Genomic DNA, 14,415 nt, shown 5'->3' on the forward strand with positions numbered 1-14,415 from the left:
CGGGACGACTGATCGTCCCGGGTATTTCTATGTGGTGCCGAACCCGTCGATCTCGGCCGCGAGGTGCGGTCGCCGTCCGGCGAGCAGCATCGTGGCGACGATCCCGACGACGGCGTACGCCGCGAGCACGAGCAACGGCATGAGCAGCTTCGAGTTTCCGAAGTAGACGATGGAGCGGAACGCCGACAGCCCCGCACCCGGCGGCAGCCAGGGGCCGATGGCCCGCCAGAAGCCGGGCAGCAGCGGCCAGGCGTACGCGCCGCCGGCGCTGGGGTTGCCGAGGATGACGAACAGCAGCACGGCCAGCCCGATGCCGACGATGCTGGAGACCACCTGCAACGCCATGGTGGCCGCGCCCACCCCGAAGACGAGCAGCGCGCCCAGCGCGGCCAGCCCGACGTAGTGGTGCGGCATCCCGCCGACGATCGCGTAGCTGATCCAGGCGCCGACGATGCCCGAGACGACGGCGTACGCCGCCAGCGCGCCCAGCCGGACGCCCGCCCGTTGCCGGGTCGAGGGGCGCGCGCCGAGGCTGACGCTCAGCGCCGACGCGACCAGGTACCCGCCGACGGTCCAGCCGACCACGAGGTAGAACCCGGACAGTCCACGAGGATCGCCGCTGGGCAGCGGTTTGATGTCGGTGACCGTGAACTTCCGGCCGGTCTGCGCGGAGATCTGCTGGAAGATCTCCTCCAGCGTGGTCACCACGGCGACGCCGGCCGCCGAGGCGACGATCAGCTCGTCGCTCTGCTGGCCGACCACATACGCCCCGTACGCGTCCTGGTCGTCGATCCGCTGGACGGCCGCCGCCCGGTCGGCGACGACGGTTGCCTTGAGCGGGTCGCCGGACAGCCCGTCGAGCTGCTGGGCGACCTGGTCGTCGGTGGTCGCCACGGCGATCTCGTGCGGCTTGGGCTCGTGGAACGCGGCGAGGTAGCTCGCGATGAAGCCGGCCTGCAGCAGCAGGACGCCGATGACCAGGGCGACCGACCGGGTCGACACGCCCCGGTCGGCCAGCCACCGCACCCAGCGCCACCGGGGCCACGAATCGCGTTTGTGCCGTCCCGCCACGGCTCTGAGCGTACTGTCCTAAATGCCGGAATAACTACGAACGGCGGAGGACGACGCCGAACTCGTTCCCCTCGGGATCGGCGTACACGCCTGGTCCGACCGGACGCGCGCCGGCCGCCTCCAGCTCGGCGTACGCCGGGACGGAGATCTCCCAGCGCACCCGGTTGGGGGCGGTCTTCGGCTCGGGCACCGGGTTGACGGAGATGCTTCGCATCGGCAGGTCCGGCACCTGCTCAATCGCCGACCAGCCCTCGTCGCTGTGCTTGACGGGTACGCCGAACAGGTCGCCCCACCACTGGGCGGCCGTCCGGGGATCGGCGGCGTCGGCCACCAGCCCCGCCACCCGGTCCTCAGGCAGTTCGTCCCGGACGAAGGTGCAGAACTCGTTGCCCTCCGGGTCGGCCATCACCGTCCAGGTACGCCCATCGCCCTGCGGCAGCAGGATGGACGCGCCCAGCACCTCCAACCCGGCCACGCTCAGGGCGTACACGTCGAGGTGGACGCGGTTCTTGACGGTCTTCGGCTCAGCGGTTCGCGTGAGCCAGATCGTGTGCCGTGGAGTCGGGCCGAAGACACCACCGGAGTCGGCGTCGTACGCCTTCCAGGTGCGGCCGAGCACGTCAGCCCAGAACGCCCCGACCCGTTCGGGATCCCGGCATTCCATCGTGACTTTCTTGAAGCGGGCGATCGCCATGGGCACACCCTAAGTGCCGGAGCGCCGTTCGATGAGGACGGCGAGCCCGTCGAGCACCCGGGCCAGCCCGAAGGCGTACGCGTGCGCGGGGTCGTAGGCGCTGCCGTGCGCCGCCCCGGCCGCCGCGCCGACCCGAGAGGCCAGCGGAAACCGCTCGGCGTCGAACATCTTCGCCAGCAGGGGCTGATTGGCGGCCCACCACTGCTCGTCGTTCATGGCCGATTCCTGGTGCGCCGTCCGGAGATCGGCCGCGGCCCGCGCGCAGGTCTGCACGAAGCCGAGCACGAGAGTCAGCGCGGCATCCAGGTCGACGTCGTCGAGCCCGACCCCGTCGAGCGCCCGCAGCTCGTAGTCGTACTTCGCGATCGCGCCCGGCCCCAGCGTCGGCCGGTTCGTCGACACCGCCGCCAGCCAGGGATGCCGCTCGAACAAGTCCCGGTTGTCGTCGGCCACCGCCGTCACCCGGTCACGCCACTGCGTACCCGCCGGCTCGCGGCGCGGCATCCGCGCGTACACGGTGTCGAGCATGAGGTCGATCAGCTCGGCCTTGCCGGGCACATAGGTGTAGATCGACATCGGCGCCACCTTCAGCGCCTGCGCGACGCGCCGCATCGAGACGACGCCGAGCCCTTCCGCGTCGGCCAGCGCGAGCGCCGCGTCGACGATCTTGTCGACACTCTGCGCGGGTCTCGGCCCCCGCTGCCCGGTCGCCGGCTCTCGGGCGTCCCGCCACAACAACGAGAGGGTACGCGCGGGGTCGCCGCCGCTACTGCGATCCGTCGTCGCCACGGGGAATATCCTCTCACCCGTCATTGTCGTACACTGTACAACGTACGCCGTACAGAGTAGGAGCCTCGTATGCGAGTGACCGCCGCAGCCATTTCCCTCAATGTCGCCGACCCCGTTGCCTCGGCCAGGTTCGCCCAGGACCACTTCGGGTTCACCGAGGACATGGCGGCCGACGGCTTCGTCTCCCTATCCCGCCCCGACACCGGGTTCAACCTGATCTACCTGCGTACGGGACTGGAGACGTTCCGGCCGGACACCATGAAAGGCGACGTCCACGGAGTCCTCGTCGCGCTCGTCGTGGACGACATCGACGCCGAGTACGCCCGCGTCCAGGCCGAGGGCGTGGCGATCGTGACGCCGCTGCAGACCGAGCCGTGGGGCGAGCGCTTCTTCCAGGTCGCCGACCCGAACGGAGTGATCATCCAGCTCGTCCAGTGGGTCTAGGCCGGTGCGGCCGGGCGCATCAGCGCCCGGCCCACCCGCCCGAAATCGCGATCAGTTGACGCGTTCCGGACATCAGATTAATCTTCTGATGAAAAATCTGATCGTTAAACTGATGGGACTTGGAGTCGCCAGTGGACGTCCCAGGGTTGCTCGCAATCATTCAGGATCTCCGTGTCCGTGGGTCGGACCACCTGTCTGTCGAGGTCAAGCGAGCCCGTAAGGGTCTGCCACAAGACACGTGGGAGACGATCAGCGCTTTCGCCAACACCTCGGGCGGGCTGATCGTGCTGGGCGTCGACGAGCAGTCGGGGTTCGCGGTAACCGGCGTTGAAGACGCCGGAGGCGCGGAGCACCAACTGGCGACCCTTTGCGGTGAGATGGAGCCGCCGGTGCGGGGAGAGATCTCCACCTATGTGGTGGAGGGCCGGCCGGTCGTCGCGATGGCCGTTCCCGTCATCCCGCGGGACCTCCGCCCTTGTTATCGGCGCAGCCTCGGGCCCTACCTCGGGTCGCGCCTGCGCGTCTCCGACGGGAACCGGAAGCTCACCGAGTACGAAGTGGGCACGCTGATCGCCAACCAGCGCGAACCGCGACAGGACCAGGTCGCCGTGCCGGAGGCTCGGATGCGAGACCTCGACCAAGATGCCTTGGCGGCGTACCTGGGCAGGCTGCGCGAAACCAGACCCTCGGTCTTCGGCGGACGACCGGATGACTACATACTCGCGAGAACCAATGTCGTGACTGACCTCGACGACGCCCTTGTGCCCACGCTTGCCGGACTACTCGCCTTCGGCGTCTATCCCCAGGAGTACTTTCCACAGCTCAACGTGTCCGTGGTGCGATATCCGACGCCGGAGGCCGGCGTGCCCGGCCCGAGGGGCGAGCGGTTCCTGGACAGCGCGGTCGTCGATGGGTCCATCCCGTCGATGCTCAGCGACGTCGTGACAGTCCTGAAGCGGAACATGCAACGCCGAAGTCTTGTCATGGGGCTGTTCCGGCAGGACGAGTGGGAGTACCCGGAGATCGCTATCCGGGAGGCCGTCACCAACGCGCTGATCCATCGGGATCTGGGGGTCGGCTCGCGAGGAACGCAGGTTCAGATCGAGATGTTCCCGGACCGGCTCGTCGTCCGGAACGCGGGTGGACTCTACGGACCGGTCGGACTCGACGATCTGGGGCTGACCGGCACGAGTTCCAGTCGCAATCGATCGTTGCTCAAGATCCTGGCCGACACGCCTGGCGATCGCGGACGGATGGTGTGCGAGAACGTCGGCTCCGGCATCTTCACCATGCGGCGAGCGTTAGCCGACGCCGGTATGGAGCCGCCGGAGTTCCGCGACAACATCTCGACCTTCGAAGTCGTCTTCCCGAACCACACGCTTCTGGACCGCGAGACCCTCGCGTGGATGTCCGACCGCGGAGTGGAAGGGCTCAACGGCCCGCAAATGATCGCCCTCGCCCTCGCTCGGCGCGGTCAGCTGTTGACGAACAAGTCGTTCCGCACTGCGACCGGCGTCTCGGACAGCCGTGAAGCGGGCCGGCTCATGCGCGACCTGGTGGATCGCGGCTATCTCGCGATGTCGGGCAATCGTGGCTCGGCGACCTATGGCCTGGCGGCTGACGCCACGGTGCCGCTGCTCCAGACTGACGTCGACCCGGGCCAAGCAGTTCTCCAAGCGCTTCGGCAGGGCCCGAGGACCCGGAGCGAGATCGAGACGGCGACCGGTCTGGTGAAGACAGTCGTCATCTATCAGCTGCGGCGGTTGCGGGAGCGCGGGCAGGTCGAGCTGATCGGCAAGGAGCGAAGCAAGAACGCCCTCTGGCGAGCCGCCGAAGGCTGACGCTGAAAAGGTTCGGAGAAGTTCCGAAATTTTCAGAATCCTGTGCCGACTTCGGTACGAGCAGCGGCTGTGAACGCGACTCAGCAGGTCAGCCCAACATGCCGATGCGCTGGCGAAACAGCGCAGCGATCGCCACCAGTATCCACCGGACACTTCCGCAAACCTTCCGGAAATCGTTGACAACCCGCCCAACGGCGTCCCAAAATTCACCATCGACGAGCGTCGACGGGTGGCCGCCCAGCCACCCCCTCGTGAAAGGGACGTACGCAGTGAACGACACCCCCTCCCCAGTGGAGCTCCGCGGACGAAGTCGCTTCAAGCTGCTCATCGCGGCAGCCGGCGCGGTCGTCCTGGCCGCCGCCTCGATGATGCTGTCCGGCGTGGCGCACGCCGAAGCCGACCGGACGGTCACCGCCAACACCACCGGTACGCACAACGGCTACTTCTTCTCGTACTGGAAGGACAACGGCAACGTCACGATGACGTTGGGCGCCGGCGGCAGCTACAGCGTTCAATGGAGCAACATGAACAACATGGTGGTCGGCAAGGGCTGGAAGCCCGGCTCCAGCCACACCGTGAACTACTCCGGCAGCTTCAGCCCGAACGGCAACGGGTACCTGGCGCTCTACGGCTGGACCAGGAACCCGCTCATCGAGTACTACGTCGTCGAGAACTTCGGCAGCTACAACCCGAGCAGCGGGGCCACCCGGCTGGGCTCCGTCACCACTGACGGCAGCACCTACGACATCTACCGCACCCAGCGGGTCAACCAGCCCTCCATCGAGGGCACCGCGACGTTCTACCAGTACTGGAGCGTCCGGCAGTCGCACCGCAGCAGCGGCACCATCACCACGGCCAACCACTTCAACGCCTGGGCGAGCCTCGGGCTGAGCCTGGGCAGCCACGACTACCAGATCATGGCCACCGAGGGCTACCAGAGCAGCGGCAGCTCCAGCATCACGGTCAGCGAAGGCAGCGGCCCCGCGTCGCCCACGCCGACCGCCAGCTCGCCCCGGCCGACCACGTCGCCCACCTCGGGCGGCACCAGCGCCTGCAAGGTGACGCAGTCGGTCAGCGCCTGGAACAACGGACTGACGGACAACATCACCATCGCCAACACCGGAACGGCCGCGATCAACGGCTGGTCACTCAAGTTCACCCTGGCGTCCGGGCAGACCATCACCTCCGGCTGGAGCGCGACCTACTCGCCCAGCAGTGGGACGGTGACGGCGACGAATGTCAACTACAACGGGTCCATAGCGCCAGGCGGGTCGACCACGATCGGCTTCCAGGCGACCCATACCGGTAACAGCGCGGCCCCGACAGGCTTCACGCTGAACGGCGCCGCCTGCAGTTGAGTACGCGACGGGCCGGGCGTTCGGCGCCCGGCCCGGTTCCGTCAGCGCGTACGGCTTAGATGACGCCCTTGAGGAGCTGGCGGGCCATCACGATCCGCTGCACTTGATTCGTGCCCTCGTAGATCTGGGTGATCTTGGCGTCCCGCATCATGCGCTCGACCGGGAAGTCCTTCGTGTAGCCGTATCCGCCGAGCAGTTGCACCGCGTTCGTGGTGATCTCCATGGCGGCGTCCGAGGCGAAGCATTTCGCGGCCGCGCCGTAGTAGGTGAGGTCGGGTGCGTTCCGCTCGGAGCGTGCGGCGGCGGAGTAGGTCAGTTCCCGGGCGGCGGTGAGCTTCATGCCCATGTCGGCCAGCATGAACTGGAGTCCCTGGAACTCGGCGATCGCCTTGCCGAACTGCTTGCGCTCCTGCACGTACGCCAACGCGGCGTCGAGCGCGCCTTGGGCGATTCCCAGTGCCTGGGCGGCGATGGTGACCCGGGTGTGGTCGAGCGTACGCATCGCGGTGGCGAAGCCGGTGCCCTCTTCGCCGATGATGCGGCCGAGCGGGATGCGTACGTTGTCGAGGTAGACCTCGCGGGTGGGGGAGCCCTTGATGCCGAGTTTGCGTTCGGGTGCGCCGAAGCTGACTCCGGCGTCGGACTTCTCCACGACGAACGCCGAGATGCCGCGGGTGCCGGCCGCGGCCGAGGTCTTGGCGAAGACGGTGTAGTACTCGGAGACGCCGGCGTTGGTGATCCAGCGCTTGACCCCGTTGAGGACCCAGTGGTCGCCGTCGCGTTCGGCGCGGGTCGTCATGCCGGCCGCGTCGCTGCCCGCCTCCGGCTCGGAGAGGCAGTAGGAGAACATCGCGTCGCCCCGGGCGACGGCGGGCAGGTACTGCTGCTTCAGCTCGGCCGAGCCGGCGAGCATCACCGGGAGGCTGCCCAGCTTGTTCACCGCCGGGATGAGGGAGCTGGACGCGCAGGCTCGCGCCACTTCCTCGATCACGATCGCGGTGGCGAGCGCGTCCGCGCCGGCGCCGCCGTACTCGGCCGGGATGTGCGGGGCGTGGAAGTCGGCGGCTCGCAGCGCGTCATAGCTGGCCTGCGGGAACTCGCCGGTTTCGTCGGCAGCCGCCGCGTGCGGGGCGACCTTGTCCGCGCACAGGTCGCGCACGGCCTCGCGGATGGCGACGTGCTCCTCGGAGAGCTGGTAGAGATCGAACGACACGATGCCTCCGTGAGGTCTTCCCAAGGGGTTTGCTTCTGTTACTCGTGGGTAGCTTGGTCGCCACTAGCCTAAACGAGGACTCAGGTTTCCGGCGAACCCGCCCGTCCCGTAGGCTTCCTCGGGCGTCGGGGCGGGCGTACGCTCGCAACGGCCTGGAAAACGGCAACTTTCGGCGTTCCTCGCGACGTCTAGCGATGCAGTGTGATGTTGGAGACGGGAGAATGAAGGCGTGACGAACCCAGTTCAGGGCACGTATGTGCCGACGGTCACAGTCACTCCGCCCTCGGGTGCCGCACGGCCCCGGCTGACCTTCATCGGCGTCGGCTACCTCGGCGCCACGTACGCGATCTGCTATGCCGAACTCGGCTACGAGGTGCTGGCCGTCGACGTCGACCCCAAGCGGGTCGAGGACCTGTCGCGCGGAGAGATGCCGTTCCACGAGCCCGGACTGGACGAGCTGCTCAAGCGCAACCTGGCCGCCGGCCGCCTGCGCTTCACCACGTCCTACCAGGAGGCCGCCGACTTCGGCGACGTCCACTTCATCTGCGTCGGCACCCCGCAGCGCCTCGACGGGATGGGCGCGGACCTGCGTTACGTCGAGTCCGCCGTGGTGCCCCTGGCGCAGAACCTGACCCGCAAGGCGCTCATCGTCGGCAAGTCCACCGTCCCGGTCGGCACCGCCGAGTGGGTCGAGCGCCTCGTCGAGAAGCACGCCGACCCGGAGCTGGGCATCGAGGTCGCCTGGAGCCCGGAGTTCCTGCAGGAGGGCTACGCCGCCGACGACGTCATGCGGCCGAACCGCATCGTGTGGGCGGCCAAGACCGAGTGGGCGACCGCCATGCTGCACGCCGCGCACAAGGGCGTCTTCGACCTCGCCTCTACCGAGGACCGCGAGGTTCCCGTGGTGGCGACCGACTTCGCGACCGCCGAGCTGGTCAAGGTGGCGGCCAACGCCTTCTTGGCGACCAAGATCTCGTTCATCAACGCCATGGCCGAGGTCTGCGAGGTCGCCGGCGGCGACGTCACGCACCTGGCTCGCGCGCTCGGCTTCGACCCGCGTATCGGCAACCGGTTCCTCCAGTCGGGCGTCGGCTTCGGCGGCGGCTGCCTGCCGAAGGACATCCGGGCGTTCCAGGCCCGTGCGCAGGAGCTGGGCGCGGGCGAGGCGCTGCGGTTCCTGCACGAGGTCGACCTGATCAACCTGCGCCGCCGGGCCAAGGTCGTCCAGCTCTCCGCCGAGCTGCTCGGCCGCCGGCCGGGCCCGGCCGGTCCGGACCTGTCGGGCGCGCGGATCGCCGTGCTGGGCGCGACGTTCAAGTCCAACACCGACGACGTCCGGGACTCGCCGGCGCTCGCGGTCGCCGGGATGCTCGCCGAGGCCGGGGCCGACGTGCGCGTCTACGACCCGCAGGGCACCGAGAACGCCCGCAAGGTGCACCCGGAGCTGGCGTACGAGAAGTCGCTGGCCGAGGCGGTCACCGAGGCCGAGCTGGTGTGCGTACTGACCGACTGGGCGGAGTTCCGCAACGCCGACCCGGTGTCGCTCGGCGCGCTGGCCGGTCAGCGCAAGATCATCGATGGCAAGAACTGCCTGGACGCCGCGACGTGGACGGCGGCCGGTTGGACTTATCGCGGTCTCGGCCGCCCGGCCGTCGGCTGAACGGTGCGCCACCGGTAACAGTTTGATCACTCAGCGCAGAGTCGCCCCCCAGATTGTGGGGCGGCTCTGTCGCATTCATGGCTAAAAGGGACTGTACAGCCCTCGCTAAGACCGGGCATGCTGACTTCAACCGGCATGACCGCTTCGGAGGTGTTCCCTTGGAACAGTCCCCATGCTCGATGTGTGGCAGGCTGCGGGATCCCCTTCAGCGCTGCCCGCACTGCGGCAACACCGCCGAGGTGCTGGAGGCCGAGCTAGCCCGGGTCAACAAGGCGATCTCCGACCTGAATACGCAGGACATGGGGCTGGTCTCCCAGCGCAAGAAGCTGAGCCAGCAGCTCCAGGCCGCGATGCACCAGCGCAACCTGCTGTCGCATGCCGTCCAGAAGCAGCAGGCCAAGGCGCAGGCTCCGCGCCAGCGGCGCTTCGGGCGCAAGTCCGCGGAGCCGGCCGCCGCGCCCACTCCGCCCTCGACGACCCCCACCACGTCGGCGACCACGACGGCTCCGCCAGGGCGGAAGGCCGCGCCTGGTCGCCCATCCGGTGGTACGCCCAGCCGCCCACCCGGCGCGGCGACTTCGCGCCCGGCCGGGGCCGCCGCCGGCGGCCGTCCGCCGGGTGCTCCCCGGCAGCGGGTCGCGCCGTTGCAGACCCCGCCGCCGGAGACCTCTCCGCGTACGGTGCAGAACGTTCTGCTGGTCCTGGGTGGACTGATGATCGGCGTCGCCGCCGTCGTGTACGCCGCCTTCGCCAGCGGTCTGCGCGCCGGGGGCGGCCTGCTCGTCCTCAGCCTCGTCACGGTCGCCATGCTCGTCTCGGCCTTCCTGCTCATCCGCGTACGCCTGGTGTCGACGGCGGAGACGCTGACCACGGTCGGGCTGCTGCTCCTGCCGGTGGACGGATACCTGCTGGCCCAGCTGCCTCCGATCGCCACCTCGGCGGCCTCCTGGTCGCAGATCGCCGGAGCGGTGTTCGCCGTCACCGCCCTCGTCTCTCTCGTGATTCACCGCGTCACCCTGCTCAGTTCGGCTCGGTACGGCGTCGTGCTGTTCTTCCAGCCCGTGTTGCCGCTCTTGGCGTACGACTGGATCAAAGGCCCAGCCGGCCTGGCGCTGATCTTCGCCGTCCTGGCCCTGGGCAACGCGATGGTCGCGCGGGCAGTAGAGCTGTCGCACCGCGAGCCGCTCCAGATCGGCGGCGAGCACCCGATCCGCCACCCGCAGGTGCTGGAGGGCGCGTGGTCGAGTTTCTGGCTGCGCGAGCTGGCGTGGAGCCTGCACGGCGTGGCCGTGCTGGCCGGTGTCTCCTATGGACTGGTGGCCACCTGGCAGGCGACCGACGCGCCATCGGCGGCGCGCGGTGGTGCGACGCTGCTGCTCTCGTGTGCGGTCGGGCTGCTCGGCGCGCTGATGGTGCGGACCAAGCCGTTGCCGGACGTCGCCGCCGGTGCGCTGACGCTGGCCTGGATCGTGGTGGCGGGCCGGGTGGCGGCGTTGGCCGCGCCGGGGCAGACGCTGCTGGTCCTCGCGGGCGCGCTGGTCGTGACTGGACTGGCGATCCGGGTGATCCCGGCGTCGGCAAGGCGCGGGCCGCAGATCGCGTCCACAGTGGCCGTAGCCGCCGTCGGCGCGTTCGTATTGGGTCAGGCGCTGCGCGCCGCGCTCGGTCCGATCCGCGCGGGTCTGCCGATCTGGACCGGCCGTACGCCGGAGGAGTACCAGGCGATCCTGCACAGCGCCGGTTCGGGCGCGGGCCCGTCGCTGGTCGGGACGGTGGCGCTGGCCGCCGTCGCCGCCGGGCTGGCGTTGCCGCCGTCGTTCCGTCGCGAGGTCGCGGTGGGCGGAGCCGCCCTGGCCGGGCTGGCCGCGCCCGCGTCGCTGCTGCTGACCCCGTCGGCCACGCTGTGGGTGCTGACGGCGGTCGCGATCGGCATCGCGGCGGTCGGCATCGGGGTCGGATCAGTGCAGGTGTCGTCCCGGCCCGAGCAGCCGCTGACGTCCGATGAGGATGAAGACTCGCCGCCGGCTCAGCCGGATCAGCGCCCCCAGAACGTGTTCACTCGGTTCCTGGCACCGCGCAGCGGGAAGTTGGCGGACCAGTGGTTCGGCGCGCCCGAACCGCAGCGGGCGATTCCGGGCGGCGGGCTCGGTGCGACGACCCCACGGTCCGCCCGCGCGCACGCGATCGCAGCGGCGGCGGTCGGTCTGGTGGCGATCCTCGCCTCGCTGAACGCGCCGGGCGCGTCGGCCGGCGTACTCGCCGCGATCACGGCTGCCGGGGTGATCCTCGCGCTCGCGCAGCGAGTCCTGCCGACCCCGGAGGCGCGAGCCGGCCGGCCGGTGCCACGCCGGCCGGTCACCCAGATCATCGGCGACACCTGTGCCGGAGCGGCCGCCTTCGCAGCGCCGTCGGCCGTCGCCGCCACCATCGTCACGCTGGCGCCGGGCGTACTGCCGTCGGTGCCGCTGATCGCGGCGGCGCTCACCGCCAGCGGCACCCTCGGCTACGTCGCGATCCGTCAGGTGGCGCACCGCGAGATCGGGCTGCCGATCGCGATCGGCAGCGGCCTCGGTGCGCTGGTCATCACGCTGGCGACGTTCGGGGCCGAGGGCGCCGGGTTCGCCGACACGCTGGTCGCGACGTTGCTGCTGGTCGCCGCGGTGCTGCTGATCCTGAGTTCGTCGATCGACACCGGCATCCGGGCCGACCGGATGTACGACGGGGCCGATTACGCCGCCGCCATGGTGGTCGCGGGCGCGATCGCGGCGGTCACTCGCGGGGTGTCCCTCGTCCTGCCGGACAGCTGGCTGGTCGCCGCGGCGTTGATGGTCCTCGCGGCGGCGGCCGGAATCCGCTCGATGCCACCGGACTGGCGGCGCGGGCCGGTGCTCGGCGCCAGCGCGGCCGGGCTGGTCGTGCTACTGATCGCGGGGTACCCGGCGCTGATCGGCGGGCTCCAAGCCGTCACCGTCGAAGGTGGACTGTGGAGCGGCGATCTCGCCTCGAGCGCGGTGACCGAGTCGGAGCTGGGGTGGCAGGGGCCGCTCGCGCTGCTCGCGCTCGCGGGCGCGGCGGCGATCGGGATGCCCCGGCCCCGCAACTACGACGCCGCAGCCGTCTGCGTCGGCCTGGCCACCGTCGGCACCCCGGCCGCGTTGCACTGGCCGTGGTGGTCCCCGGTCGTCCTCGGGCTGCTCATCGCGGCCGCGTACGCGATTTCGGCGCCGGTCGCCAAGGACCCCCGCGCCGGGTACGCCCGGATCGCGGTCGCCATCGCGCTCGCGTTCTACGCCGTCGGGGCGGCGCTCGTACGCCCCTGGACGACGGCGGCGGCGTTGGGCGTACTGGGGTTGGTGAGCCTGGTCGTCCTGGCGTTGGCGGCGTATCAGAACGCGGACATGGCGCCGGGCGACCGCCGGACGTCGCATCTCGGCACGGTCGGCGGCATCGGCGCGGTCGGCGTCCTGCTCGCCGCACCGGCGGCGGTCGCGGTCCTGGCGTACATGGTCCACGGGGGACGGTCCGATACCCGGCAGATCGTGCTGACCGCCGCCCTCGCCACCGTCTCCGTAGGACTCGCGCTGGCCGGCGCGGCCCGGAACGTCATCGCGGGTTACCTCGGCTGGGTCACCGTCGGCGTCAGCGTCGCGGGGACCGCCATCGCGATCGGCGAAGTCACCGGTCCGCGACCCACCGGTGTCTTCGCCGCCACGGCGGTATTGCTGGCGGTTCTGTCCGAACTGCTGCGTGCACCCACCGTCACCCGGGAACGCCCGCTGTCGAAGCTTTGGAGCCAGGCGCGCGACCGTTGGCGGCTGCCCGACTATCCGGCCGCCGGCGCGTTCGCCGCCGCGGTGCTCCCGGCCCTGCTCGCGATCGTCGCGCTCTGGCCGCTGCTCGTGGCCGCGCTCACCAAACCGTTCCAGACCATCGGGCACATCTGGGAAGGCGTACCGGAGGCCACGGCGAACGCGGCGTCCGCGACCGGTCCCAGCGCCGCGCTGACCGCCCTTCTGCTCACCGCCGCCGCCGGCCTGGCCGCGATCGGCTTCGGCGGCGGGGCCAACCGCGCCGTCGCCCGGGTCACGCCGGTCTTCGCGCTGGCCCTGCTCATCATCCCGTACGCCATGCGCCTGAGCTGGAACTCGGCGACCCTCGCGGGGCTGACCGTGTTCACCGTGTGCATGCTGGGCGTGGCGCTCACCGAACCACCCACCGAGGCGGAGAGCGACCGCTCCCTGCGTACGGCGCGGGTGGCGATCGTCCTCATGGGACTGATCGGCGGGAACGCCGGGCTCGCCGGTGCGCTGGCGACCCCGGAGATGACGATCTTCACCTTCGGCGGCGCGGTCGCCGTCGGCGCGACCGCCGCGCTCGGCGGGAAGACGCAGCTGGCCCGCATCCTGGGCTGGCTGGGCGCGGCCGTCGCGGGCGAGCTGTTCATGATGTCGATCAGCCTGCACCTGGGACTCACCCGGTTCTGGACGGCGCTCGGCGTACTCGCCGTCGGCGCGGTCCTCATCATCGGCGCGGCGCTGCTGCCCCGGTTCGCCAAGCGGGAAGCCCGGCCCGAGGCCGCCGCGGTCGAATGGGCGGGCCAGTTCGCGGCGCTCATCGCGCTCGCGCTCGCCCTGGAGTCGCCCGTCACCGTCGGAGTCCTCCTCGCGGCGTGGAGCGCCGTCCTCGGCATCGCCGCGGGCCGCCCGACACACACCGAGAACCAGCGGCGGGCGTACTTCTGGGCCAGCGCGGGTTCGGCGATCGCCGCGTGGTGGCTGTTCGCCCAGAACGCTCAGGTGGCGCAGCCAGAGGCGTACACGTTGCCGTTCGCTCTGGTCGTGCTGCTCGTGGGGGCGATCGAGCTGCGGCGGCGACCGGATCTGGGCTCGCGGGCGGCCTTCACCCCGGGGCTGGTCGCGGCCTTCGGGCCGACTCTCGTCCTAGTGCTGGTGAAGACCGACCCGGTCCGGGAGGGCATCCTCCTGGTGGCGGCGGTGGCGACCGTCATCTACGGCTCGATGAAACGCGAACGGGCCCCGATCGAGGTCGGCACGATCGTCGCGATCATCACCGCCCTGCACGCGTTGACGCTGGCCTTCAGCGCCTGGGTCATCATGATCCCGCTCGGCATCCTCGCCCTGGTGCTGGGCGCGAACAGCGAGCGCCGACGGCGCCTCAGCGAAGGCCTCCAAAAGATGCGCTGACCCGTTCCTATCGGTTGCAGATCACGGATACGCAGGTATTGCCTGGCCTTGGGCTCAAGGGGTGGTCGCAACACTGCCTTCGTGGAGCTTACGGGCGAGGGTTTCGGCGGGGGTGTAGAAGCCGAGGGCTTTGCGGGGCCG

9 protein-coding genes are annotated in these 14,415 nt (G+C 70.2%); 5 read left to right on the plus strand and 4 right to left on the minus strand.

What is annotated here, in order from left to right; genetic code table 11:
* Positions 1 to 27: 27 nt before the first annotated feature.
* Genes AB0M47_RS11265 through AB0M47_RS11275 form a run of 3 tightly spaced genes read right to left on the minus strand, consistent with a single transcriptional unit; the run spans position 28 to position 2,554 of the window.
* Positions 28 to 1,071 carry a hypothetical protein gene (locus tag AB0M47_RS11265; protein WP_363411762.1) on the minus strand — a complete coding sequence of 348 codons (1,044 nt, stop codon included), beginning with the start codon at positions 1,069 to 1,071 and terminating at the stop codon, positions 28 to 30.
* 34 nt (positions 1,072 to 1,105) lie between these two features.
* Positions 1,106 to 1,765, minus strand: coding sequence for a VOC family protein (locus tag AB0M47_RS11270; protein WP_363411764.1), 660 nt, complete (start codon positions 1,763 to 1,765; stop codon positions 1,106 to 1,108).
* A gap of 9 nt (positions 1,766 to 1,774) precedes the next feature.
* On the minus strand, positions 1,775 to 2,554 hold the full coding sequence (locus AB0M47_RS11275) for a TetR/AcrR family transcriptional regulator C-terminal domain-containing protein (protein WP_363411766.1): 780 nt from the start codon (positions 2,552 to 2,554) through the stop codon (positions 1,775 to 1,777).
* Positions 2,555 to 2,623: 69 nt separating this feature from the next.
* Between AB0M47_RS11275 and AB0M47_RS11280 the strand changes: the two genes are divergently transcribed.
* From AB0M47_RS11280 to AB0M47_RS11290, 3 genes are all read left to right on the plus strand, one after another.
* Positions 2,624 to 2,998, plus strand: a complete 375-nt coding sequence (locus tag AB0M47_RS11280; RefSeq protein WP_363411768.1) for a VOC family protein — start codon at positions 2,624 to 2,626, stop codon at positions 2,996 to 2,998.
* Between the two features lie 119 nt (positions 2,999 to 3,117).
* Positions 3,118 to 4,839 carry an ATP-binding protein gene (locus AB0M47_RS11285; protein WP_363411770.1) on the plus strand — a complete coding sequence of 574 codons (1,722 nt, stop codon included), beginning with the start codon at positions 3,118 to 3,120 and terminating at the stop codon, positions 4,837 to 4,839.
* Positions 4,840 to 5,204: 365 nt separating this feature from the next.
* Complete coding sequence (locus AB0M47_RS11290; RefSeq protein WP_363411786.1) at positions 5,205 to 6,197, plus strand: glycoside hydrolase family 11 protein; 993 nt, start codon at positions 5,205 to 5,207, stop codon at positions 6,195 to 6,197.
* 55 nt (positions 6,198 to 6,252) lie between these two features.
* On the opposite strand, the gene AB0M47_RS11295 is transcribed toward AB0M47_RS11290, so the two are convergent.
* Complete coding sequence (locus AB0M47_RS11295; RefSeq protein ID WP_363411788.1) at positions 6,253 to 7,413, minus strand: acyl-CoA dehydrogenase family protein; 1,161 nt, start codon at positions 7,411 to 7,413, stop codon at positions 6,253 to 6,255.
* A gap of 301 nt (positions 7,414 to 7,714) precedes the next feature.
* Here AB0M47_RS11295 and AB0M47_RS11300 point away from each other — a divergent pair, with 301 nt between their 5' ends.
* Both AB0M47_RS11300 and AB0M47_RS11305 read left to right on the plus strand, forming a co-directional pair.
* A complete protein-coding gene (locus AB0M47_RS11300) occupies positions 7,715 to 9,070 on the plus strand; it encodes a UDP-glucose/GDP-mannose dehydrogenase family protein (RefSeq protein WP_363411790.1) in 1,356 nt (451 codons plus the stop codon).
* 158 nt (positions 9,071 to 9,228) lie between these two features.
* Positions 9,229 to 14,274 carry a permease gene (locus tag AB0M47_RS11305; RefSeq protein ID WP_363411772.1) on the plus strand — a complete coding sequence of 1,682 codons (5,046 nt, stop codon included), beginning with the start codon at positions 9,229 to 9,231 and terminating at the stop codon, positions 14,272 to 14,274.
* The last annotated feature ends 141 nt before the right edge of the window (positions 14,275 to 14,415 follow it).

The sequence above is a fragment of the Hamadaea sp. NPDC051192 genome, assembly GCF_040682475.1.
GTDB classification, from domain to species: domain Bacteria; phylum Actinomycetota; class Actinomycetes; order Mycobacteriales; family Micromonosporaceae; genus Hamadaea; species Hamadaea flava.

Coding starts and splice junctions, on each gene's coding strand:
- AB0M47_RS11290 (WP_363411786.1), top strand. CDS start 5,205: ATGATGCTGTCCGGCGTGGCGCACGCCGAAGCCGACCGGACGGTCACC.
- AB0M47_RS11270 (WP_363411764.1), bottom strand. CDS start 1,765: ATGGCGATCGCCCGCTTCAAGAAAGTCACGATGGAATGCCGGGATCCC.
- AB0M47_RS11280 (WP_363411768.1), top strand. CDS start 2,624: ATGCGAGTGACCGCCGCAGCCATTTCCCTCAATGTCGCCGACCCCGTT.